General features: G+C 67.2%; 21 protein-coding genes. 14 read left to right on the top strand and 7 right to left on the bottom strand.

Features of this window, described 5'->3' with window-relative positions:
• Window positions 1-15: 15 nt before the first annotated feature.
• Window positions 16-753, bottom strand: a complete 738-nt coding sequence (locus tag QFZ83_RS15865; protein WP_307507979.1) for a transporter substrate-binding domain-containing protein — start codon at window positions 751-753, stop codon at window positions 16-18.
• A gap of 204 nt (window positions 754-957) precedes the next feature.
• Between QFZ83_RS15865 and QFZ83_RS15860 the strand changes: the two genes are divergently transcribed.
• From QFZ83_RS15860 to QFZ83_RS15845, 4 genes are all read left to right on the top strand, one after another.
• Window positions 958-1,572: a biliverdin-producing heme oxygenase gene (locus tag QFZ83_RS15860; RefSeq protein WP_307507977.1), complete on the top strand. Its 615-nt coding sequence runs from the start codon at window positions 958-960 to the stop codon at window positions 1,570-1,572.
• A 106-nt stretch (window positions 1,573-1,678) separates the two neighbouring features.
• Window positions 1,679-3,943, top strand: coding sequence for an ATP-binding protein (locus tag QFZ83_RS15855; RefSeq protein WP_307507975.1), 2,265 nt, complete (start codon window positions 1,679-1,681; stop codon window positions 3,941-3,943).
• Window positions 3,936-4,394 carry a response regulator gene (locus QFZ83_RS15850; protein WP_013541985.1) on the top strand — a complete coding sequence of 153 codons (459 nt, stop codon included), beginning with the start codon at window positions 3,936-3,938 and terminating at the stop codon, window positions 4,392-4,394. The genes QFZ83_RS15855 and QFZ83_RS15850 overlap by 8 nt, the downstream gene beginning before the upstream one ends.
• Complete coding sequence (locus QFZ83_RS15845; RefSeq protein ID WP_307507974.1) at window positions 4,387-6,645, top strand: response regulator; 2,259 nt, start codon at window positions 4,387-4,389, stop codon at window positions 6,643-6,645. The genes QFZ83_RS15850 and QFZ83_RS15845 overlap by 8 nt, the downstream gene beginning before the upstream one ends.
• A 41-nt stretch (window positions 6,646-6,686) precedes the next feature.
• On the opposite strand, the gene QFZ83_RS15840 is transcribed toward QFZ83_RS15845, so the two are convergent.
• On the bottom strand, window positions 6,687-7,505 hold the full coding sequence (locus QFZ83_RS15840; RefSeq protein ID WP_307507972.1) for a substrate-binding domain-containing protein: 819 nt from the start codon (window positions 7,503-7,505) through the stop codon (window positions 6,687-6,689).
• Between the two features lie 100 nt (window positions 7,506-7,605).
• Window positions 7,606-8,517 carry a LysR family transcriptional regulator gene (locus tag QFZ83_RS15835; RefSeq protein ID WP_307507970.1) on the bottom strand — a complete coding sequence of 304 codons (912 nt, stop codon included), beginning with the start codon at window positions 8,515-8,517 and terminating at the stop codon, window positions 7,606-7,608.
• Window positions 8,518-8,638: 121 nt separating this feature from the next.
• On the opposite strand from QFZ83_RS15835, the gene QFZ83_RS15830 reads away from it, so the two are divergent.
• The gene (locus QFZ83_RS15830) at window positions 8,639-9,070 is read left to right on the top strand and encodes a VOC family protein (protein ID WP_257859331.1); all 432 of its coding nucleotides are present in this window, start codon (window positions 8,639-8,641) and stop codon (window positions 9,068-9,070) included.
• 33 nt (window positions 9,071-9,103) lie between these two features.
• Here QFZ83_RS15830 and QFZ83_RS15825 read toward each other — a convergent pair whose 3' ends face one another.
• The 3 genes from QFZ83_RS15825 to QFZ83_RS15815 form a co-directional block, all read right to left on the bottom strand.
• On the bottom strand, window positions 9,104-9,883 hold the full coding sequence (locus QFZ83_RS15825) for a TIGR04325 family methyltransferase (protein ID WP_307507968.1): 780 nt from the start codon (window positions 9,881-9,883) through the stop codon (window positions 9,104-9,106).
• A gap of 86 nt (window positions 9,884-9,969) precedes the next feature.
• Window positions 9,970-10,881, bottom strand: a complete 912-nt coding sequence (locus tag QFZ83_RS15820) for a response regulator transcription factor (protein ID WP_307507966.1) — start codon at window positions 10,879-10,881, stop codon at window positions 9,970-9,972.
• The gene (locus tag QFZ83_RS15815; RefSeq protein WP_307507964.1) at window positions 10,853-14,251 is read right to left on the bottom strand and encodes an ATP-binding protein; all 3,399 of its coding nucleotides are present in this window, start codon (window positions 14,249-14,251) and stop codon (window positions 10,853-10,855) included. Before QFZ83_RS15815 ends, QFZ83_RS15820 begins: the two co-directional genes overlap by 29 nt.
• A gap of 251 nt (window positions 14,252-14,502) precedes the next feature.
• Here QFZ83_RS15815 and urtA point away from each other — a divergent pair, with 251 nt between their 5' ends.
• The 9 genes from urtA (at window position 14,503) to QFZ83_RS15770 (ending at window position 22,647) form a co-directional block, all read left to right on the top strand.
• Complete coding sequence (gene urtA / locus QFZ83_RS15810; protein ID WP_013541977.1) at window positions 14,503-15,777, top strand: urea ABC transporter substrate-binding protein; 1,275 nt, start codon at window positions 14,503-14,505, stop codon at window positions 15,775-15,777.
• A gap of 86 nt (window positions 15,778-15,863) precedes the next feature.
• Window positions 15,864-16,778 carry an urea ABC transporter permease subunit UrtB gene (gene urtB, locus QFZ83_RS15805; protein WP_306876953.1) on the top strand — a complete coding sequence of 305 codons (915 nt, stop codon included), beginning with the start codon at window positions 15,864-15,866 and terminating at the stop codon, window positions 16,776-16,778.
• Window positions 16,779-16,809: 31 nt separating this feature from the next.
• Entirely contained in the window at window positions 16,810-18,003 is a 1,194-nt protein-coding gene (gene urtC / locus QFZ83_RS15800) for an urea ABC transporter permease subunit UrtC (RefSeq protein ID WP_307507962.1), read from the top strand.
• Window positions 18,004-18,018: 15 nt separating this feature from the next.
• Complete coding sequence (urtD, locus tag QFZ83_RS15795; protein ID WP_013541974.1) at window positions 18,019-18,762, top strand: urea ABC transporter ATP-binding protein UrtD; 744 nt, start codon at window positions 18,019-18,021, stop codon at window positions 18,760-18,762.
• Between the two features lie 15 nt (window positions 18,763-18,777).
• On the top strand, window positions 18,778-19,467 hold the full coding sequence (gene urtE / locus QFZ83_RS15790) for an urea ABC transporter ATP-binding subunit UrtE (RefSeq protein ID WP_257860511.1): 690 nt from the start codon (window positions 18,778-18,780) through the stop codon (window positions 19,465-19,467).
• A gap of 24 nt (window positions 19,468-19,491) precedes the next feature.
• A complete protein-coding gene (gene fmdA, locus QFZ83_RS15785; RefSeq protein ID WP_307507960.1) occupies window positions 19,492-20,724 on the top strand; it encodes a formamidase in 1,233 nt (410 codons plus the stop codon).
• Between the two features lie 13 nt (window positions 20,725-20,737).
• On the top strand, window positions 20,738-21,082 hold the full coding sequence (locus QFZ83_RS15780; RefSeq protein WP_307507958.1) for a zinc ribbon domain-containing protein: 345 nt from the start codon (window positions 20,738-20,740) through the stop codon (window positions 21,080-21,082).
• 151 nt (window positions 21,083-21,233) lie between these two features.
• On the top strand, window positions 21,234-21,584 hold the full coding sequence (locus QFZ83_RS15775; protein WP_307507957.1) for an alpha/beta hydrolase: 351 nt from the start codon (window positions 21,234-21,236) through the stop codon (window positions 21,582-21,584).
• Between the two features lie 133 nt (window positions 21,585-21,717).
• Window positions 21,718-22,647, top strand: coding sequence for a MurR/RpiR family transcriptional regulator (locus QFZ83_RS15770; protein WP_307507956.1), 930 nt, complete (start codon window positions 21,718-21,720; stop codon window positions 22,645-22,647).
• Here the strand turns inward: QFZ83_RS15770 and QFZ83_RS15765 are convergent.
• The gene (locus QFZ83_RS15765; RefSeq protein WP_307507955.1) at window positions 22,584-23,456 is read right to left on the bottom strand and encodes an HAD-IIA family hydrolase; all 873 of its coding nucleotides are present in this window, start codon (window positions 23,454-23,456) and stop codon (window positions 22,584-22,586) included. The two genes, QFZ83_RS15770 and QFZ83_RS15765, sit on opposite strands and share 64 nt — an antisense overlap.
• Window positions 23,457-23,616: the final 160 nt, after the last annotated feature.

Below are 23,616 nucleotides of genomic sequence, written 5' to 3'. Positions count from 1 at the left end.
CAGTCGCCCGCAAAACTATGGCGCGACGATCGCACCTTCGATCCGGTGGCGCTTGAGCGCATCGGCCACAAACCCGCTTGCCTTCATCTCCTCGACAAACGCCGCAAGCAGCGCCTGCGCCGCGGCGCCGCGGCTCGCCGGGGTGCCCATGGCTTGCTGGATCACCATGAAGCGCCCCGGCAGCACACGCACGCCCGGTGCGCGTGCCGCTTCGCCTTCGAGCAGTTGGCGAATGCCGGCCGCCACTTCGACTTCACCTGACCGCACTGCAGCCAGTGCGGGCCCGGCGCCTTGCAGCCGCACGATCTCGGCCTGCTTGATTTCGCGCGTGAGGAACAGGTCGTAGGCGCTGCCCGAGCCGACCGAGATGCGGTGGCCCGGCGCATCGACCTGCGCGTTGTCGGTCAGCGCGGACGATTCGGGCACGAGGTAGCTGCCCTCGATCAGCACATAGGGCGCGGTGAAGCGCAGGCCTTCGCTGCGGGCCGGGTCGACGGCGAAGAAGCCGATGTCGGCCTTCTCGTTCTTCACCGCATCGACCGAGGCCGCAGCCTTCTCGAACACCACGAGTTCGACACTCACGCCGAGCCGGCGCGCGAACTCGCGTGCGAGATCGATCGATACGCCCACCGGCTCGCCGCTCGCGGCGTCTTTGTTGGCGAGGATCGGATTGCCGAGGTTGATGGACGCGCGCAGCGTGCCGCTGGGCGCGAAGGCGGAGACAAGGGCGGGGGAAGGCTGGGGCTGGGTCATGGCGTGCGTTCTTCCAGGAAAAGTCGGAGGAAAGGGGAGGAGGGCGAGGCAGAGGCGGCGGCCAGTTTACGTGGGGCCCGGCCGGATTTCCTACTGGAGAAAGGGAAGCGCGCCCACCGGCGCCGCGCGGCAATTGCGTAGGCTCGGTCTACCCCGGATCGAGCATCCGCCTCGGTCCCTCCGACTTGCCGTTTCGCCTGCTTCATGACGACCAACCCGCCCGATATCGCCGACGTCCTTCGCCCGCTGCGCACCGCCACCCACGCGCTGCACGAGGCGCTGGACAGCCGCCTGCCGATCGCGCGGGACGATGCATCGCTGGCCGACTATGCGGGGCACCTGCGCGCCCTTCGGCCCTGGTTGCAGGCGGTGCGCGATGCGCTCGCAGCCTCCGGCGTGCCGGGCCTCGAACGCATCGCCCGGCGCACCGACCGGCGGCTCGCTGCGTTGGTGCTCGATCTCGACGATCTCGGGGCATCGAACACCAGCGAGCAAGAGAGCGCTTTGGACACGACCCCCCGGCTGGCCGAGGAAGCCGTACGCGACCCCGCCTTCGCCTGGGGCCTGGCCTATGTGCTCGAAGGCTCCCAGCTCGGCGGCATGGCGATGCACAAGCGGCTCGGTGCGCGCCTCGCACCGCATCCGCTGCGGTACTTCCAGCCGGTGGATGCGCCCGGCGGGCTTGCGGCGCAATGGAAGGAATTCGTCGCCCAGCTCGGTGCCGCGCTGGCGGACCCGTTGGCCATCGACGCGGCCCGCCGCGGTGCGGTCGCGGGTTTTCGCAGCCTCATGCCCCGCTTCGGATTGCAGGGCTTGTAGGAAACGGCCGACGAGATCCCAGAGGACGCCGAGGCATGATCCCCGCCACCCGTTTCTTCAGATTCTTTTCCCGGACCCAGCGCGCCGCCGCACGCGCCGATTGAACGTGCCCCAGCCTCACGCGACCACCCCCACCCCCCACGCCTTGCGGCCGCCCGAGGTCGACCTGTCGTCCTGCGACCTCGAGCCCATCCGCGTTCCCGGATCGATCCAGCCGCACGGCCGGATGCTGGTGCTGGAACCCGATTCCCTCGACCTCGTCGCCTGGAGCGACAACTGGCCCGACGGCCAACTCGATGCCGCGCAGCAGGTCCTTCGCGGGCTGGTGCTGCCCGCGCTCGAGCCGGGCGCGACGCCCGTGTCGCTCGGCGCGCTGCGCGTGGCGGGAGAGACCCTCGACGTGGCCGCGCACCGCAGCGACCGCCATCTCTTCGCCGAGTTCGAGGCCGCGTTGCCCGCCGCCGGCAACGAGGCGCCGATCTACTCGCTCGGGCGCGTCTTCCTGCCGAAGCTGCAGGAAGCGGGAACGCTCGAGCAGCTCACGCAGCTGACCGCGGCCGAGATGAAGCGCCTGACCGGCTTCGGCCGGTGCCTGATCTACCGCTTCGATGCGGCCGGCCATGGCGAGGTGCTGGCCGAGGAGGCCGACCCCGGCTACGACAGCTACACCGGCCACCGCTTTCCGGCTTCCGACATTCCGCAGCAGGCACGTGCGCTGTACCTGGTCAACCACTTCCGGCTGATCGCCGATGCCACCTACACGCCGGTGCCGCTGCGTGCCGCCGACCCGGCGCTCACCGCGGCCGACCTCGACCTCTCGCAGGCGCAGTTGCGCAGCGTGTCGCCCATCCACCTCGAGTACATGCGCAACATGGGCACGCTCGCGTCCATGTCGGTGTCGATCGTGATCGACGGGCGGCTGTGGGGGCTGATCTCGTGCCACGACCACCAGCCGCGCTTTCTGGACCCCGGCACCCGCCTGGCGTGCGAGCACCTGGGGCAACTGCTGTCGCTGCAGATCCAGTCGAAGGAGAGCAACGTCGCGGTGGCCGAGCGGCTGGAGCTGCGCCAGCTCACGCTGCAGATCGTCTCGCACCTCGCGGACAGCGACGCAACGCTGCAGCGGCTGGTGGCGGAGTCGTCGCTCATGCTGCGGCTGGCACGCGCCACCGGCGCGGCCGTGGTGCTGGACGACGAGGTCTGGAGCGTGGGCGACGTGCCCGCGCGCGCGCAGGTGCAGGAGCTGGCGAGCTGGATCGCCGGGCTCGGCACCGAGGTCTACGAGAGCAGCGAGCTGCCCGCGCACTTCGCACCCGCGAACGAGTTCCGCGAGGTGGCGGCCGGCGTGCTCGCGATCTCGATCTCGCAGGTGCACCGGCACCTCATCCTGTGGTTCCGGCCCGAGATCGTGCAGACGATCCAGTGGGCTGGCGATCCGAAGAAGCCCAAGGCCGCGGCCAGCGGGCGCATCCACCCGCGCATCAGCTTCTCCAGTTGGGTCGAGGAGGTGCGCGGCCGGTCGGCGGCCTGGACGCCGGCCGAAGTGGGCGCGGCGGTGGAACTGCGCCAGGCGCTCATCGGCGTGGTGCTGCGCCGCGCGGAAGAACTGGCGGCCGTGGCCACCGAGCTCGGCCGCGTCAACAAGGAACTCGAAGCCTTTTCGTACACCGTCTCGCACGACCTGCGCGCGCCGATGCGGCACATCGCCGGGTATGTCGATCTCGTCGCGCAGACCGAAGGCAAGCAGCTGAGCGAACGCGCGCACCGCTATCTCGGCCACGTCAAGGACGCGGCCGCCTTCGCGGGTCAGATGGTCGATGCGCTGCTCGATTTTTCGCGCATGGGCCGCGCCGCGCTGAAGCAGCGCATGGTCGACACCGAATCGCTGGTCGAAGGCCTGGTGCGCGAACTGGCGCGGCTGGAGCCGGCGCGCCGCATCGAGTGGCAAGTCGACCCCGGACTGCCGACGCTCTACGCCGATCCGCTGCTGCTGCAGGTGGCCGTTCGCAACCTGCTGGCCAATGCGGTGAAGTACTCGCGCACCCGCGATCCGCAGCGCATTGCGGTGCGCGCGATCCGCAGCGACCTGGGCAGCGGGCTGGAGGTCGAGGACAACGGCGTGGGCTTCCAGATGAAGTACGTCGACAAGCTGTTCGGCGTGTTCCAGCGGCTGCACCAGGCCGAGGAATTCGAAGGCACGGGCATCGGCCTGGCCAACGTGAAGCGGATCGTCGAGCGCCATGGCGGGACGGTCTGGGCCAAGGGCGCGATGGGCGAGGGCGCGACCTTCGGCTTCATCCTGCCGAACCGGGAACCGGGCAATGAACACGCGGTGGGCACGCCGCCAGACAACGGAGGAAAACATGCTTAAGCCGATCCTGCTCGTCGAGGACGACAAGCGAGACCTGGAACTCACCCTCATCGCGCTGGAGCGCAGCCAGCTCGCGAACGATGTCATCGTGCTGCGCGACGGCGCGCAAGCGCTCGACTACCTGCGGCGCGAGGGCGAGCACGCCGCGCGCTCCGAGGGCAACCCGGCCGTGATCCTGCTGGACCTGAAGCTGCCCAAGGTGACCGGGCTGGAGGTGCTGCAGGCGGTGCGCGCCGACGCGGCGCTGCGCAGCATTCCGGTGGTCATGCTCACCTCCTCACAGGAAGAGTCGGACGTGCTGCGCAGCTACGAGCTGGGCGTGAACGCCTACGTGGTGAAGCCGGTGGCGTTCGACCAGTTCGTCTCGGCCATCGCCGAGCTGGGCGTCTTCTGGGCGGTGCTCAACGAGCCGCCGCCCGGTTCCTTGAAGGCGACGCGCCGACATGAATAAGCCGGGCGTCGCGAGCGTGCTGGACGATATGGACATGGCGAACATGGCGGACGCGGTGAACGCCCCGGATGCAGCCGGCGCCGCGGCGCCCGTACCGATCGACGTTCTGATCCTGGAGGACTCGCGTTTCGACGTCGAACTCCTGGGCGAGGCCCTTTCCGCCGCGCTGCCGCAGGCGCGGACGCATGTGGTGCGCGACGAGCGCGGCTTCGTCGCGGCGCTGGGCGAGCGCAGCCATGCGCTGATCCTGTCGGACTACGAACTGCCCGGCTTCTCCGGCGCGGAGGCGCTCGCGATCGCGCAGCGCGTGGCGCCCGAGACGCCCTTCGTCTTCGTCTCGGGCGTCATCGGCGAGGACAACGCGGTCGAACTGCTCAAGCGCGGCGCGACCGACTATGTGAGCAAGGGGCGCCTCGCGCGGCTGCCGGTGGTGCTGGAGCGCGCCCTGCAGGAGGCGGCCGACCGGCGCGCCAAGCGCGTGGCCGAGTTCCAGTTGCAGGTGGCCAACGAGACTTTCCGCGAGGCGGAGTCGCGGCGGCTTGCGCTCATGGAACTGGGCGACCGCATCCGCGACATCGACGACCCCGCCGAGATCGCCTACGTGGCCTCGGCCATGCTGGGCCAGCGGCTGGGCGTGGACCGCGCGGGCTACGGGCTGGTGGACAAGGCGGCCGAGACGATCTCGATCGACCGCGACTGGACCGCGCCCGGCGTCGCCAGCCTCGCGGGGCTGCTGCACTTTCGCGACTACGGCTCCTACATCGAGGACCTGCTGCGCGGCGTGACGGTGGCCTTCGCCGATGCGCGGCTCGACCCGCGCACCCGCGACAACGCCGATGCGCTGGACGCCATCACTGCGCGCGCGGTGGTCAACATGCCGCTCACCGAGCGCGGCGGGCTGGTGGGGCTGCTGTACCTCAACCATGGGCAGGCGCGCGAGTGGACGCGCGACGAACTCGACTTCGTGCGCGAGACCGGCGACCGGGTGCGCTCGGCCATCGCGCGGCGCGAGGCGCAGATCGAACTGCAGGCCTTTGCCGAGTCGCTGGAGCGGCAGGTCGAGGAGCGCGCCGCCGAACTGGAGGCCGCGCGCGAGCAACTGCGCCAGAGCCAGAAGCTGGAGGCCGTGGGCCAGCTCACCGGCGGGCTCGCGCACGACTTCAACAACCTGTTGGCCGCCATCAGCGGCAGCCTGGAGCTCATGCGCCGGCGCGGGCTCGACGGCAAGCCCGCCGAGATGGAGCGCTACATCGGCGTGGCGCAGGGCGCGGTCAAGCGCGCGGCGGCGCTCACGCACCGGCTGCTCGCGTTCTCGCGGCGCCAGACGCTGGAGCCCAAGCCGCTCAATGCCAACCGGCTGGTCTCCGACATGGAAGAGCTGCTGCGCCGCACGCTCGGCCCGCAGATTTCGCTCGAGGTGGTCGCGGCGGTGGGCCTGTGGAACGTGCATGCCGATCCGAGCCAACTCGAGAACGCGCTGCTCAACCTGTGCATCAACGCGCGCGACGCCATGCCCGAGGGCGGCAAGCTGGTGATCGAGACCGCCAACCGCTGGGTCGATGTGCGCACCGCGCAGGAGCGCGACATGCCCACCGGCCAGTACGTGTCGCTCACCGTCAGCGACAACGGCGTGGGCATGACACCCGAGGTGGTGGCGCGGGCCTTCGATCCCTTCTTCACGACCAAGCCGATCGGCATGGGCACGGGCCTGGGCCTGTCGATGATCTACGGCTTCGCCAAGCAGTCGGGCGGACAGGTGCGCATCTATTCGGAGCTGGGCAAGGGCACGTCGGTCAGCCTCTACCTGCCGCGCCACGACGAGCAGGAAGAGGCCGCGAGCGAACCGGTGGAAGCCACGCTGGCCCCGCGCGCCGACCAGGGTGACACGGTGCTGGTGGTGGACGACGAGCCCGCGCTGCGCATGATCATCGTGGAGGTGATGCGGGGCCTCGGCTACGCCACGCTGGAGGCCGCCGACGGCGCGGGCGCGCTGCGCATCCTGCAGTCGCCGCGCCAGCGCATCGACCTGCTGGTGAGCGACGTGGGTCTGCCCGGCGGCATGAACGGCCGGCAGGTCGCCGACGCGGCGCGCACCGCGCGGCCGGGACTCAAGGTGCTGTTCATCACCGGCTACGCGGAGAACGCGGTGCTGAGCCACGGCCATCTCGACCGCGGCATGCATGTGATGACCAAGCCGTTCGAGATGGATGTGCTCGCGCGGCGGGTGAAGGCGCTGATCGAGTCGCGCTAGCTAGCTAGCTAGCTAGTGAGCGAGCGCCGCCGGCGGCAGGGTCAGCGCGCCGTGAGCGGCTCCAGGCCGGTCTTGGCGATGGTGGGCGCGGCGGCCGACGAGTTCAGGTAGCGGATCAACTGCCGCGCCGCATCCGGCTGTTTCGACCCGGTGGCGATGCCGGCCGAGAACACTGTGTTCTGCTGCACCTCGGCGGGCAACGGGCCGATGTAGTCGATGCCGGCGATCGGCAGCAGCTCGCTCACCTGCTGCAGGCCGAGCGCCGCATCGCCGCGCGCGACGATGGTGCCGACGCGCTCGCTCAGGATGCGCTTGCTCTTGGGTTTGACCTGGTCTTCGATGCCGAGCTTCTTGAGCAGTTCGGTCTCGTAATAGGTGCCGCTCGCGCTTGCCGAGTAGGCGATCGACGGCGCCGCGATCAGCGTGCGCTTGAGCGCATCGACGGTGCTGATGTCCGGCCTGGGCGCGCCCTTGCGCACCGCGAAGCCGATGGCCGAGCGCACGAGGTCGACCTGGCTGCCCGGCACCACCTTGCCCTTGGCGACGAGGTCGTCGAGGGCGGGGCGCGCGAGGATCACCACGTCGACCGGCTCGTTGCGCGCAAGGCGGCTCGGGATCGAGTCTTGCGCGTTCCCCATCGAGGCGCCGTACGCCGTCTTCACCGAGCGTCCGCTGCTGCGCTCGAACTCGGGGCGCAGGTCGTTGTAGGCAGCGGTGAAGCCGCCGGAGGTCATGACGTGGATGTCGTCGGTGGCTGGCTTGTTGTTGCGGACAGTGCCGCAGCCGGCGAGAACGAGGGCCGCGACGAGTGGAAGCGCGGCGCGGCGGGTGAGAGAGAAGAGAGGGGAAAGGGGCTTCACGATGTCTCCTGGAAAAAGAGGGCGGCAGCCCGGTGCCGTGCTGCCCGCAGTTGCCATCGTAGAAGCCGGGGCTGTCAGCCAGCCTTCATCGCATTAATGGTTAATACCGAGTGGCGGGCCTTCCAGATCTTCTCGCCCGGGGCACTTTCACCGCTTCTTCCAGGCACTGCGCCAACTGCGCGACCACCGGCGACCCGGCTCGCGGCTTGCGCTGGAGCAGGCCGACTTCGCGATGGAATGTGTGCTCGCCGAGCGGCAGTGCGCGAACGCCGGGCGGCAGCGGCAGGTGCGCCTCGACCAACGGAACGAGGCCGACGCCCAGCCCTTTTGCCGCGAGGTGGATGAGGGCAGGAATCTCGTCCACCTCGACGGAGTCGCTGACCTGCAGTCCTTCGCGCCGAAGGAAGCGCTCGACCATCCGCCCGCCGAACGAGGCGCGGTCGTAGCGCAGGAACGGTTGCTCCTGCAGCAGGGTGCGCCAATCCTTCCTTGCGGGCGTGCCCGCCGGCACGATCAGCACGTAAGGTTCCTGCACCAGCGGCTGCCACGCCAGTTCGGGAAGGAGGCCGAAGGGGGGCCGGATGATCACCGCCGCATCGATGCTGCCCGCATCGAGGTCGTCCATCAGCCGCATCGACACGCCGGGCGAAACATGCACCCGCAGCAGCGGCAGGCTCTGCCGCAGCCGGGCGAGCGCTCGCGCCACCAGCGTCGGCTGCGCCGAGGCGATGGCGCCGATGCGCAGCAGCCCGCGGTTCGCGGCATCGTCAGGCACGTCGCCGAGCTTGGCATAGAGGGCGCAGATTTCCTCGGCGCGCGCCAGCGTCGTCTCTCCTGCGGCATTCAAGGTGGCGGAGCGTCCCGTCCTGTCGAAGAGCGCGAAGCCGAGGCTCTCTTCGAGCCGCTTGATCTGGCTGCTGACCGCCGATTGCGTGAGGCCGATACGTTCGCCCGCTGCCGCAAAGGTGCCGTGGCGGCAGACGGTGATGAAGGTCTGGAGTTCGTTGATCATGTCTGACTCATCAAAATTATCGGGACTCAGCGAAGAAATATATCGCTTTCGCCTATGAGGCTCGTTCCCTAAAGTCCGGGTATTTCGACCTCTTCCACTGAGCGCCAATGCGGCGAATCCCATGAGCACCCACGACACACGCATCCCTTTTCACCTGGCTTTCCCCGTTCGCGACATCGCCGAGGCCCGCGCGTTCTACGGCGAGCTGCTCGGATGTCCGGAAGGGCGCAGTGCGCCGCAGTGGGTGGATTTCGATTTCTACGGGCACCAGATCGTGGCGCACCTCGCGCCCGACGAGTGCGGCCACAAGGCCCTGAGCGCGGTGGACGGCCACGACGTGCCGGTGCGCCACTTCGGCGCGATCCTGCCGATGGACAAATGGCAGGCCATGGCCGACAAGCTCGTCGCCCGCGGCACGAAGTTCGTGATCGAGCCCTACATCCGCTTCAAGGGCGAGCCGGGCGAGCAGGCGACGATGTTCTTTCTCGACCCCTCGGGCAATGCGATCGAGATGAAGTCGTTCGCGAACCTGGATTCGCTGTTCGCGGTCTGAGGTGCATCGCCTCCCTCGTTTGCCGAATGCGCCTCAGGCCAGGTCGAAACAGCACCCTGCGTAATAGGGCAGATCGCCGCCGCTCACAAAGGGCACCTCGATCGGCTTGCCTTCGTTGCGCCACACGTCGCGCCGCTTGTAGCCCGCCTGCGTCAGCGTCGCGAGCAGCCCCTCGTGGTGCTCGATGCGGTAGGGGCATACGGCCACGCCGATGCTGTTGAGCGTGTAGAGCGTGCGTTCGGGGTGCACGGCCGTCGTGTTCAGCACGATGCGTCGCGGCTTCGCGGCCAGCGACGAAAGGATGCCGTCGATGCGCACCGGCAGGTACTGCAGGCTGCCCGAGGCATACAGCACATCGCAGCCGCTGGCGTCGCGGTAATCGGTGGTGAAGGCGAGCTGGCCGATCACCTCGCGCTGCGCGGCCGTGGCGCGGCCTTGCTCGATGACGCTGGGCACGTCGCACACGGTCCAGCGCAGGCTGTCGGGGTAGCTCAGCACGCGGCGGAACGCGTAGTACTTGATGCCGATGTGACCGCCGAGATCGAACACGCGCGTGAGGCCTGCATCGATCGAGCGTCCCAGCCAGAACAGGCCCGGGTAGTCGTAGAAGTAGATCTGCGGGCTGTAGAGGCCGGCCGCTTCGGCATGGTCGTAGCCCACGGCCTTGGAAGGCGGCGCGTTGGCTTCGGCTGCGGCGAAGCTCTCGAACGAGCCCATGAAGAGGTTCTCGTCGGTGTTGTCGAGAAACTTCTGCCGATAGGCATCTTCGGGGGAAAGGGAAGGGGAGGAAAACGGCCGCAGTTTCGAGAGCATTTTTTTCTCCGGTGATGCATTCATTCTGCAGAGCAACACGGGTGCATTCAATGACCGGAAAACCCGGGGGTAGGTACCCACCCCTCCTAAGCGAGCTGCCCGCTCGCGAGCGCCGCGGCCGCCGCGCGCGTCTCCACGCCGAGCTTCTCGAAGATGTGCTCCAGGTGCTTGTTCACCGTGCGCGGACTGGTGCCCAGGATCTCGCCGATGTCGCGGTTGGTCTTGCCCTTGGCGAGCCACGACAGCACCTCGGTCTCGCGCGGTGTGAGCGCCGCTTCGGCCAGCCGCGCCGACGAAGCGCCAGCGGTGCCGTCGCGCTGCATCGCGAACAGCAGCATGGTTTCGCCGAGCGCCGCCGCGCCCAGGTTGCGCACCGACAGCCGCATGCCCGTCGCGGTGCCGATGACGATCGCCGCGCCCGCCACGAGCGCCGCTTCGAGCGACCGCGGCAGCAGCCCCGGCGACACCGGATCTTCGAGCGCGTGCAGCCACAGCGCCGCTTGCGGCGAACGCCACGCGATGCGCCCGCGCGTGTCCACGAACACCACGCCCATGCCGGCCACGTCCACCGCGTCGCGCGCCATGCGGGTGATGCGGGCATTGCGCGCGTGCGTGTGCAGGCGCGCCAGCACCTCTTGCGCGCGGATCGGCTTCACCACGTAGTCGACGCCGCCGCATTCAAAGCCTTCGACCACGTGCGAGGTTTCCGAAAGGCCCGTCATGAACAGCACGGGGATGTGCGCCCACGCCGGATTGGCCTTGATGCGCCGGCAGGTCTCGAAACCCGAGAGGCCAGGCATCAGGCCGTCGAGCAATATCGCATCGGGCACCACGAGTTCGAGCCGCTGCAGCGCGGCTTCGCCATCGGCCGCGACCAGCACGGTGTAGCCGCTGGCTTCCAGCGTGTCGCACAGCATGCCCAGGCTGCTGGGGGCGTCGTCCACCACCAGCACCACGGGGCGTTCGGATTCATGGCTGGGCAAGGGGAGTGTCTGCATCTTCTGCCAGTGCGTTGCGGAGGTTGTCGAGTTCGAAACGGGTGACCATGCCGCGCAGCCAGGTGCAGGTGGCGGCCGCGGCGGGCGATGCGGCGGCGAGCCGGTCGAGCACGGTCTGCAGGCCGCGCACATGGCCCATCTGCACGAGGCGCATCAGCTCGGCGCGGTCGTCTTCCGAGAGCACGAGCTGCGGCGGGCGCGCCGCGCTGTCTTCTTCGCTTGCGGGCGGCATCGCGTCGCTGGCCGTCAGCCATTCAAGGCCCAGGTGCCGCTCCAGCGTGGCGATGAGTTCCGATTCGATCACCGGCTTGCCGACGAAGGCCTGGCAGCCCGCGGCGTTCAGGCGCTCGGTCTGGTTCTCGAACATGTTGGCCGAGACGATGATGATCGGGATGTCCTTGAAGCCCGAGGCGCGCACCGAGGTGGCGGTCTGCCAGCCGTCCATGTCGTCCATCGTGAGGTCGAGCAGGATCGCCGAGGGCAGCTCTTCGCGCAGGCTGTCCAGGCACTCGGTGCCGCTCGCGGCTTCGCGCACCTCGAAACCCAGCGGCATCAGCATGCCGGCGAGCATCTGGCGCTGCACGGGCTGGTCGTCCACCACCAGCAGTGTGCGGCGCGCGCCGATGTAGCCCGACACCGGTTGCCGCAGCGCGCCGCCCCTGGCTTGCGGGCCCGGGTCGGCCACCTCGCGCAGGTACACGCGCACGCTGAAGGTGCTGCCCGCGGGCGAGGTCTGCGCCAGCACCAGCTCGCCGCCCATCAGCGAGGTCAGCAGCGCGGTGATCGTGAGGCCCAGCCCCGTGCCCGGCTCGCCGCGCCGGCGCCCGGCGGCCCCGCGCTCGAAGGGCTCGAAGATGCGCAGGTGGTCCTGCGGCGCGACGCCGATGCCGGTGTCGACCACATCGAAGCGCAGCACCTCGCGCCGCGCGTCCACATGCAGCGTGACCGTGCCGCTGTCGGTGAAGCGCACCGCGTTCGTCAGCAGGTTGATGAGGATCTGCCGCAGCCACTTGGCATCGGCATGCACCCAGGCCGGCAACTGCCCCGCGTGCGTGAAGACGAAGGCCAGGCCCTTGTTCTCCGCCTGCGGCCGCACCATGTGCTCCAACTGGTCGAGAAAAGCCGGCAGCGCGAGCGGCGCCGGTTCGAGCTGCAGGCGGCCGGCCTCGATGCGCGCGAGGTCGAGCAGGCCGTCGATGAGGCCGAGCATGTGTTCGCCGCTGCGGTGGATGGTCTGCACCGCCTCGCGCGGCGGTGCGGCCGCATCGCCCTTGAGCAGGATCTGCGAGTAGCCCAGGATGCTGTTGAGCGGCGTGCGCAGCTCGTGCGTCATGCCGGCCACGTAGCGCGTCTTGGCCTGGTTGGCCGCCTCGGCCGCTTCCTTGGCGGTCTGCAATGCGGCGTCGGTGCGGCGGTGAGCTTCGATTTCCAGCGCGAGCAGGTTGTTGTGGCGGTTCGATTCCTCCTGCGCCATCTGCCGGCTCTCGCTGCCCAGCACCACCCACCATGCGGCCACCGCGGCCACGACCGAGAGCAGCGCGAACACTTTCAGAAAAGCCGTGGACAAGGTCGGATCGCTCGTGCCCGCGATGGCCTCCTGCGCATAGACCACGCCGACCACCGTGGCCAGCAGCGCGATCAGCGAGGTGGCGACCAGCAGGTAGTGCGCCACGCGGAAGTTGAGCCGCGCTGAGAGCGCCGGCGGCAGCAGCGCCTGCAGCCAGCCGCTCATCTGCTCGGCGGCGCGCGAGTCGGTCTTGCAGCGGTCGTGGCAACGCGATTCGAGCGTGCAGCACAGCGAGCAGATCGGCGCGCTGTAGGCCGGGCAGTGCGCCATGTCTTCCGATTCGAAGCTGTTGTCGCACACCGAGCACTTCACGCTCTGGCCGGGCGCCCATCGGTCGATGTCGGTGCGCGCGAGGTAGTAGCGGCCGCGCGTCTTCCACGCGAGCAGCGGGGACACTGCCATCGCCGTCGCCAGCGCGATGAAGGGCGAGAAGGCCTTCGCCCATTGGCCCAGCGCGCCCGAGTACGCCAGCATCGCAAGCGCGGCCGCGATCAGCATCGCGACGAGGCCCACGGGGTTGATGTCGTACAGGTGCGCGCGCTTGAACTCGATGGTCTTCGGGCTCCAGCCCAGCGGCTTGTTGATGACGAGGTCGGCCACCAGCGCGCCGACCCATGCGATGGCGATGTTGCTGTAGAAGCCCAGCACATGCTCCAGCGCGGCGAACACGCCGAGCGCCATCAGCAGGATTGCGATGGCCACGTTGAACACCAGCCACACCACGCGACCCGGGTGGCTATGCGTGAGCCGCGCGAAGAAGTTCGACCACGCGAGCGACCCCGCATAGGCGTTCGTGAGGTTGATCTTCATCTGCGAGACGACGACGAAGAGCACCGTCACGCCGAGGATCCACGCCGGATCGCGCAGCACATACGAGAAGCCGGTGAGGTACATCTGCGTCGGCTCGATCGCATGCGCGGCCGGTATCTCGTGCTGCAGCGCGAGGAACGCGAGAAAGGCGCCGCCCATCATCTTGAGCATGCCCGGCACGATCCAGCCCGGCCCCGCGACCAGCACCGCGGTCCACCAGCGGACGCGGTTGGCGGCGGTCTTCTCGGGCAGGAAGCGCAGGTAGTCGACCTGCTCGCCGATCTGCACCACGAGCGAGAAGGCCACGGTGGCGGCCGCGCCGAACATCAGCGGATCGAAACCGCTGCTGTCGGAGGTGCGGCCCACGAGGCCGGTGAAGTCGGCGTACAGCTCGGGCTTCTTCACCATCACCGCGATGAAGGGGCAGACGAAAAGCACGATCCAGATCGGCTGCGTCCACAGCTGCAGCCCCGAGATGAGCGTGATGCCGCGCGCCACCAGCGGAATGATCACGATCGACGACACGAGGTACAGCAGCCACAGCGGCCAGTCGAGGTACATCTGCAGCGCCAGCGCGAGGATGGCCGCCTCCAGCGCGAAGAAGATGAAGGTGAAGCTCGCGTAGATCAGCGAGGTGAGCGTGGAGCCCAGGTAGCCGAAGCCCGCGCCGCGGGTGAGCAGGTCCATGTCCACGCCGTGCCGGGCCGCGTAGTAGGAAATCGGCAGGCCGGTGAGGAAGGTGATGAGCCCCACCACCAGGATCGCCCACAGCGCATTCGAGAACCCGTAGCTCAGCGCGATCGCCCCGCCGATCGCCTCCAGCGCCAGGAACGAAGTGGCGCCGAACGCCGCGTTGGCCACCCGGAATTCGGACCACTTGCGAAAGCTGCGCGGCGTGTAGCGCAGCGCGTAGTCCTCCAGCGTCTCGTTCGCGACCCAGGCGTTGTAGTCGCGGCGGATGCGAAAGATCTTCTGTCCGGAGACGGATGTCATGGCGGGTTCTCGCGGCGGCGGTGGCATGGGCAGGTACAGCAAGAAGCGCTCCCTGTGCCTTCTTCCACCGGTGGCCGGCTTGCGAGTCTGCGGGCAGGGCGGGTTCCCGCCGCTACGTTGAATGACGTATTCGCCGGAGAGGAACTGATTTCTAAAGTACCAGCCATGGTGCTCGGGGCACCGTCCGATGCACTGCGATGGTGCGCGGCTCACCCTTCCCAACCTGCTTCTCAACCTGCCTGGAGTTCCTGATGCCGCGTGATTCCGATCCCTCCTTCGATGCCCTCGACGCCATGGCCCTGCGCCGCCGACGCCTGCTGCAGGGCGCCGCAGCGTTGCCCGTGATGGGCCTGAGCGGCCTGAGCTTCGGCCAGTCGCAGTTCCCCACCGCCAAGGTCAACACGACCAAGCTCGCGGTGACCGACACCGAAGTCACGGTGGGCCAGCTGCATTCGTCCACCGGCACCATGGCCATTTCGGAGACCGGTTCCATCCAGGCCGAGCAGCTCGCCATCGACCAGATCAACGCCATGGGCGGCATCCTGGGCCGCAAGATCAAGGTCATCAAGGAAGACGGCGCCTCCGACTGGCCCACCTTCGCCGAGAAGTCGAAGAAGCTGCTGGTCAACGACCACTGCGCGGCAGTGTTCGGCTGCTGGACCAGCGCCTCGCGCAAGGCCGTGCTGCCGGTGTTCGAGAAGGAAAACGGCCTCCTTTACTACCCGACCTTCTACGAAGGCCTGGAGCAGAGCAAGAACGTGATCTACACGGGGCAAGAGGCCACGCAGCAGATCATCTGGGGCCTGGACTGGGGCGCGAAGGAGAAGAAGGCCAAGACCTTCTTCCTCGTCGGCTCCGACTACATCTGGCCGCGCACCTCGATGAAGATCGCGCGCAAGCACATCGAGAATTTTCAGAAGGGGTCGGTCAAGGGCGAGGAGTACTACCCGCTGGGCCACACCAACTTCAACTCGCTCATCAACAAGATCAAGGTCGCCAAACCCGACTGCATCTTCGCTGCCGTGGTGGGTGGCTCGAACGTGGCCTTCTACAAGCAGCTGAAGGCCGCGGGCATCACCGGCGACAAGCAGTTCCTGCTGACGCTGGCCGTGACCGAAGACGAAATGACCGGCGTGGGCGGCGAGAACTTCGCGGGCTTCTACTCGTCGATGAAGTACTTCCAGTCGCTCGACAACGAGAACAACAAGAAGTTCGTGGCCGCCTTCAAGGCCAAGTACGGCAAGGACGCGGTGATCGGTGACGTGACGCAGGCGGGCTACCTCGGGCCGTGGCTGTGGAAGGCCGCGGTGGAGAAGGCGGGCAGCTTCGATGTCGACAAGGTCGTGGCGGGTTCGCCGGGCATCGAGCTGAAGACGGCACCCGAGGGCTACGTGAAGCTGGATGCGAACCACCACCTGTGGAGCAAGGCGCGCATCGGTCAGGGGCAGCTCGACGGGACGTTCAAGGTGGTTGCCGAATCGGCTGAACTGATCAAGCCCGATCCGTTCCCCAAGGGCTACCAGTAAACAGCGCAAGAAGGCCGTCGGCCCTCACCCCAACCCTCTCCCGCGTGCGGGAGAGGGAGCAAATCCAACTCTCCGGAACTTCCGCCATGACTCTGTCGGACATGATGAACATCGGCCTCATGCAGGGCTTCGCGGGGCTGAGCCTCTTCGCGGTGCTGCTGCTCATGGGCCTGGGCCTCGCGATCATCTTCGGCCAGATGGGCGTCATCAACATGGCGCATGGCGAGTTCATGACCATCGGCGCCTACTCGATCTACCTGGCCGCGCGCGTCACCGAAAGCATGGCGCCCGCGTTCATGCCGTATTACTTTCCGATCGCCATCGGCCTGGCGTTCGTGTTCGCCTTCATCGTCGGCTGGATCGTGGAGTGGGTGCTGATTCGCCACCTCTACAAGCGCCCGCTCGACACGCTGCTCGCCACCTGGGGCGTGAGCCTGGGGCTGCAGCAGATTTTCCGCACCTTCATCGGCCCGAAGGAAGTGAGCCCGACGCTGCCGGAATGGATCATGGGCTCGTGGACGCCGCATGAAGGCCTGGACATTCCGATCAACGGCCTCTTCGTGCTCGCACTCACCGGGCTGGTCACCTGCGGCGTGCTCATCGCGCTGCACAAGAGCCGCTGGGGCCTGCGCGTGCGCGCCACCGTGGCCAACCGCACGATGGCCAATGCCACCGGCATCGACACGAAGAAGACCGACCGCCTGACCTTCGCCATCGGCTGCGGCATTGCCGGCATGGCGGGCGCGGCCTTCACCACCATCGGATCGACCGGGCCGACCTCGGGCTCGCTCTACATCGTCGATGCATTCCTGGTCGTCACCTTCGGCGGCGCCGCGAGCCTCTTGGGCACCGTGGTCTCGGCCTTCGGCATTGCGCAGACGCAGTCGATCTCGGAGTTCTTCATGACCGGCTCGATGGCCAAGGTGCTGACGCTCTCTTTGATCGTGCTGATCCTGATGATGCGGCCGCAGGGCTTGTTCGCCGTCAAGGTCCGCCGCTGATGAACCCGATTTCTTCCTGGAGAACGTTCCGATGAATTTCATCAAGGCCTCGATCCTGCGCTACCAGCTGGGCAGCCTCCTGCTGCTGGTGCTGCTGCTGGCGGTCGTGCTGCCCCTCTCGCTCGACATCTTTCGCTTGAACCTCGTGGGCAAGTACCTCACCTACGCCTTCGTCGCCGTGGGGCTCGTCATGGTGTGGGGCTACGGCGGCGTGCTGAGCCTGGGGCAGGGCGTGTTCTTCGGCATCGGCGGCTATGCGATGGCGATGTTTTTGAAGCTCGAAGCCTCCGACCCGATCACCACCAAGATCCAGTCGACTCCCGGCATTCCGGACTTCATGGACTGGAACCAGATCACCGAACTCCCCACGCTCTGGCTGCCGTTCAAGAGCCTGCCGCTGAGCCTCGCGCTGGTGGTGCTCGCACCGATGGCGCTGGCGTGGCTCGTGAGCTTCGCGATGTTCAAGCGTCGCGTGGGCGGCGTGTACTTCGCGATCATCACGCAGGCGGTGGCGCTGATCTGCACCGTGCTCATCATCGGCCAGCAGGGCTACACGGGCGGCGTCAATGGCATGACCGACCTGAAGACCATGCTGGGCTGGGACACGCGCACCGACGGCGCCAAGTACATCCTCTACTACGTGTGCGTCGGCCTCCTGGTCGCGAGCATCCTCCTGTGCCGCTTCATCCAGACCAGCAAGCTCGGCACGCTGCTGCTCGCGATGCGGGACAAGGAAGACCGCGTGCGCTTCTCGGGCTACGACGTGTCGAACTTCAAGGTCTTCATCTTCTGCCTCGCGGCCGGGCTCTCGGGCATCGGCGGCGCGATGTTCGCGCTGCAGGTGGGCTTCATGTCGCCGAGCTTCGTTGGCATCTTGCCGTCCATCGAGATGGTGATCTTCTGCGCGGTCGGCGGACGCATGAGCCTGGTGGGCGCGGTGTACGGCGCGCTGCTGGTGAATGCGGGCAAGACGCTGTTCTCCGAGAGTTTTCCGGACCTGTGGCTCTTCCTGATGGCCGGGCTTTTCATCGGCGTGACGATGGCGTTCCCGATGGGGCTCGCGGGCCTGTGGGACGAAAAGATCAAGCCCTGGTGGAAGGGCCGCCGCCAGGCGCTGCGCGAGGCCGCGGTGCAGCCGCCGCCCGCCATGCCGATGACGCCCGCGGCACCCGTCGTATCGCCCGAACCCCACCTGCCCGAAGGTGTCGGCAGCCAACGCGCCTGAACCCGGAACACCCTCATGAGCAACACCGACTTCGCGCTCGCCGTGGAAGACCTCACCGTCTCCTTCGACGGCTTCAAGGCCATCGACGACCTGACGCTCTACATCGACAAGAACGAACTGCGCGTGATCATCGGCCCCAACGGCGCCGGCAAGACCACGCTGCTCGACCTGATCTGCGGCAAGACGCGCGCGAGCGGCGGCAGCATCAAGTTCAAGAACACCGAGCTCACGAAGATGGCCGAGCACAAGCGCGTGCGGCTGGGCATCGGCCGCAAGTTCCAGACGCCGTCGATCTACGAGAACCTGAGCGTGTTCCAGAACCTCGAGGTGTCCTTTCCGAAAGGCCGCTCGGTGTTCGGCGCGCTGGCGTTCAAGTGCGACGACGAGGTCAAGGCCAAGGTGCAGGCCGTGGCCGAAGACATCGGCCTTGCCGACAAGCTGCGCACCGAAGCTGGCCTTCTGAGCCACGGCCAGAAGCAGTGGCTGGAGATCGGCATGTTGCTGATGCAGGAGCCCGAGCTCCTGATGCTCGACGAGCCCATCGCCGGCATGAGTGCGCGCGAACGCGAACTCACCGCCGACCTGCTCAAGCGCATCTGCCAGAACCGCGCGGTGATCGTCATCGAGCACGACATGGCCTTCGTCAAGCAGATCGCGCACAAGGTCACCGTGATGCACCAGGGAAAGATCCTCGCCGAAGGGCCGATGGAGAAGGTGCAGGCGGACCCGAAGGTCATCGACGTTTATCTGGGGCACTGAACCATGAGCAACATCATGCTGAAGGTCGACGACCTGCATACCGCCTACGGCCAGAGCGAGGCGCTGCACGGCATCTCGTTCGTGGGACATGCCAACGAAACCGTCGCGATCATGGGCCGCAACGGCATGGGCAAGACCACGCTGTTCAAGAGCCTCATGGGCGTGCTGCCCATCAAGAGCGGACGCATCGAAGTGGCGGGCCAGGACGTGTCGCGCGACGAGAGCTTCAGGCGCGTGGCCAAGGGCATCGCCTACGTGCCGCAGGGCCGGATGATCTTCCCGACGCTGACGGTGGAAGAGAACATCCAGACCGGCCTGGAGAACTCCAAGACCAGACGCATTCCCGAAGAGATCTACGCGCTCTTCCCCGTGCTTTGGGACATGAAGCGCCGCAAGGGCGGCAACCTCTCGGGTGGTCAGCAACAGCAGCTTGCGATTGCGCGCGCGCTCGTCACCGACCCCAAGGTGCTGCTGCTCGACGAGCCCACCGAAGGCATCCAGCCTTCGATCATCAAGGACATCGCCAAGGCGCTGAACGAGATTCGCAAGCTGCGCGGCATCACCATCGTCGTGTCCGAGCAGGTGCTGAGTTTCGCGATGGACGTGGCCGACCGGCTCTTCGTCATCGAAGGCGGCCGCCTCGTGCACGAGACCGCGCGCGACAAGACCGATGTCGATCACATCAAAGCCTATCTCTCTGTCTAACCACAACCCCAGGAGCCACTGCAAATGACGGACACGCTGATCAAGGTCGACCTGACCAAATCGCCCACGGAGAACGAGAACATCCACAACCGCTGGCACCCGGACATTCCGATGGCCTGCTGGGTCAACCCGGGCGACGACTTCATCCTGGAGACCTTCGACTGGACCGGCGGTTTCATCAAGAACAACGACAGCGCCGACGACGTGCGCGACATCGACCTGAGCACAGTGCACTATCTTTCAGGCCCGGTGGGCGTGAAGGGTGCGGAGCCCGGCGACCTGCTGGTGGTCGACCTCTTGGACATCGGCGCCAAGCAGGACAGCCTCTGGGGCTTCAACGGTTTCTTCTCGAAGAAGAACGGCGGCGGCTTCCTTACCGATCACTTTCCCGAAGCGCAGAAATCGATCTGGGACTTCAAGGGCATGTTCACGAGCTCGCGCCACATTCCGGGCGTGAACTTCGCGGGACTGATCCACCCCGGCCTCATCGGCTGCCTGCCCGACAAGCCGATGCTCGACATGTGGAACGAGCGCGAAGGCAAGCTCATCGCCACCGATCCGGACCGCGTGCCCGGCCTCGCCAATCCGCCGTTCGCCGGCACCGCCCACATGGGAAAGATGACCGGTGAAGCCCGCGACAAGGCGGCAGCGGAAGGCGCCCGCACCGTGCCGCCGCGCGAGCACGGCGGCAACTGCGACATCAAGGATTTGTCGCGCGGCTCGAAGGTGTTCTTTCCCGTGTACGTCGATGGCGCGGGCCTGAGCGTGGGCGACCTGCACTTCAGCCAGGGCGACGGCGAAATCACCTTCTGCGGCGCCATCGAAATGGCGGGCTGGGTGCACATGAAGGTCACGCTCATCAAGGGCGGCATGGCCAAGTACGGCATCAAGAACCCCATCTTCAAGCCCAGCCCGATCACGCCGCAGTACAACGACTACCTGATCTTCGAAGGCATCTCGGTCGACGAGAGCGGCAAGCAGCATTACCTCGACGTGAACGTGGCCTATCGCCAGGCGTGCCTGAACGCCATCGAGTACCTGAAGAAGTTCGGCTACTCGGGCGCGCAGGCTTATTCGATTCTCGGTACGGCACCGGTGCAAGGCCACATCAGCGGTGTGGTCGATGTGCCGAACTCGTGCGCCACGCTGTGGCTGCCCACGGGCATCTTCGACTTCGACATCAACCCGAACGCCTCGGGTCCGGTGAAGATGATCGACGGCAGCATCGACATGCCGCTGTCGCACGACCTGCGCTGAAGAGAAACCAGCCATGCCGACCTACGACTACGCCTGCGGGCAATGCGGCGGCTTCGATGCGCTGCGGCCTTCGGGCCAGCGCGACGAACCGGCCGCGTGCCCCGACTGCGGATGCGCTTCTCCGCGTGTACTTTCGGCCGCACCGCGGCTCGCGTTGATGGCTTCGGGCACACGCAGTGCCATGGAAACCAACGAGCGCGCGCGGCACGAGCCCGGGAGCTCCCGCGACTACGCGCGCTTCAAGCATCCCGCGGGTTGCGGCTGCTGCTCGGGGTCGTCCCGCCGCAGCGCGACGGTGACCGCGCCGAGCGGTGCGAAGTCGGCGCCATCGAAGCGGCCCTGGATGATTTCGCATTGATGCTGCACGCAAGGGCGCGGCCGTGTAGCAAGCTGGAGCAATTCACGATTGTTTCAATCTTGTGAACGCCGCGATTCTTTTTGCCGCGGTTTTTTGAAGGGCTTCAGGATCAAACTTCTCCTCACCAACCAACCGTTTGAAGGAGATTGAAATGAATGCCTCGAAGATCCTCGCTGCTGCTGCCCTCTCGCTCCTGGCTGCCGCCGGTGCGCAAGCAGAAACCTATGACGGCGTGCACACCGTGAACTCGTCGGTGTCGCGTGCGGAAGTCGCTTCGCAAGCCGTTGCCGCCGCACGCGCCGGCAACGAATACGGCGAAGGTGCCACCGCCGGTGCGCAACCCTTCACCTCGACCGCGAACCGCGCGACCATCCAGGCCGAAGCCGTTGCCAAGGCCCACGATCCGTTCGCGAGCCTCGACCGCCGCGCCTTCTACCGCGACGAAGTGCCTTCTGCCTACAAGAAGCCCAGCGTGTCGTTCACGCGCCAAGCCGGCCTCTGAGAACGAAAGGCGGACCGTCCTGTGCGGTCCCTGCCATGACGACGAACGGGCCCCGCGGCCCGTTTTCCCGTTTTTGCGCGTGCAGCGCCATCGTGCGCAGAACCGCCATCACGGGCAGTTAAGCTCGCCCCCCATGAAGCGCAACAGCAGCAGCCCCGGCACGACCCGATCCCCCGGCATCAAGGCCGCCGCACCGCCCCCGGCCATGCCGGACGTGCCGCCTTCGGCGGTGCTCGCGCGCATCGAGACGCTGTGGTCGTCGCTCGGCCCCGTGGGCCAGCGCATTGCCGACTTCATCGTGAAGAACCCGCGCGAGGTGGTCCACATGTCGGTGAGCGAGGTGGCCGAGCGCACCGGCTCCAGTGAAGGCAGCATCGTGGGCCTGTGCAAGAACCTCGGCGCCACCGGCTTCCAGCAGATCAAGATCGCGCTCGCACAGGAGGTCGTGCAGCCGGTGCAGTTCATCCATGAAGACCTCGATCCGCAGGACAAGGCCGACGCGGTGATCCGCAAGATCTTCCAGAGCAATGTGCAGACGCTGCGCGACACGCAGGCCACGCTCGACGCGAAGGCGCTGGAGCGCGCGGTCAAGCTGTTTCGCGCGGCCGAGCGCATCGAGATCTACGGCATCGGCAGCTCCGCCACCATCGCCGAAGACGCCCACTACCGCATGCTGCGCATCGGCCTGAACGCGAAGGTGGTGGTCGACTCGCACGTGCAGGCCATCAGCGCTTCGCTCACCGATCCGAAGGTGGCGGTGCTCACCATTTCGCACTCGGGCAGCACGCACGAGACGGTCACGGCCACGCGGCTGGCCAAGGAGGCGGGCGCCTCGACGGTGTGCATCACCAACTTCGGCAAGTCGCCGCTCCAGGCCTTTGCCGACGTGGTGCTGTTCACCATGGCGCGCGAAACCAGCTTTCGCACCGAGGCGATGACCAGCCGGCTCGCGCAGCTGGCGATCATCGATGTGCTGATCGCCTGCCTCGCGCTCTCGGACTACGACACCTCGGTGCGCACGTTGCGCCAGACCTTCGACGTGCTCTCGCTCAAGAGGTACTGAGGCGCGTCTTCCTGCGCAGGTGCCGAGGGCCTGAACAACCCGGCCACGGTGGGCGCGACGGCACCCGGCGCCTGACCCACCAGCAGGCAGCCGATGCTCAGCCGCGCGGCGCCTTCCGCATCGGTGAGCGGGTTGTCGCCGATGACGACGGTGGACGCCGGTTCGGCGCCCAGGCGGCGAAGGCCTTCCTCGAACAGCAGCGGCGCGGGCTTGCCGATCACGCGCCACGGCTGCACGCCGCTCGCGGCGATCACCGCTGCGAGCAGCGAGCCTGTCTCGGGCACCACGCGGCCTTGCGGGCCGGGGTGCGTGGCGTCGGCATTGGTCACCATCAGCCTGGCGCCGCGCAGCAGTTCGTTCGCGACGGCGGCCAGGCGTGCGTGGCTGAAATGCATGTCGAGCGCGAGCAGCACGAAGTCGGCATCCGCCTGCACGAGGTCGCAGCCCTCGGCACGCGCAAAGCGCTGCAGCGCGATGCTGCCGATCAGCAGCACGCGCGCGCCCGGGTGCTGCTGCGCGAGCTGCCGCACCGCCAGCTCGCCGGCCAGCACGATGCGCCCGGGCGGCACGCGCAGGCCCAGCCGGCGCAGGCGCTGCGCAAGGCCCTGGGCCGTGTGCGTGGAGTTGTTCGAAACGATGGCGTAGCGGTCGTGAAAGTGCGCAAGCAGTTCGGCCGCGCCGTCGATCGCTTCCTGCTGGCGCACCAGCGTGCCGTCGAGGTCGACGAGCAGGTGGCGGGCCTGGGTGAGCCATTCGCCTTTCGCTGTTGCCGTTGCCGTTGCCGTTGCTGTCTTGAAATTCGTGCTCATGGATCTCCGGTGTCGGCCGACCGGTATCTCGGCCATGGCAGCGGATTCTATTGAACATTGCTCAGTGTTTTTGAGATTTTGAATTGAGCTAATTTCATTTTCTTGTCATCTTTGGTTTCTAAGCTCAACGGCATCCGAGCGATGAACCCGCTCGCTATCC

The sequence above is a fragment of the Variovorax sp. W1I1 genome (genome assembly GCF_030815625.1).
Lineage (GTDB): Bacteria > Pseudomonadota > Gammaproteobacteria > Burkholderiales > Burkholderiaceae_C > Variovorax > Variovorax paradoxus_C.
Note: the sequence above shows the minus strand (reverse complement) of the source record. Positions and strands in the feature narration are given on the sequence as shown.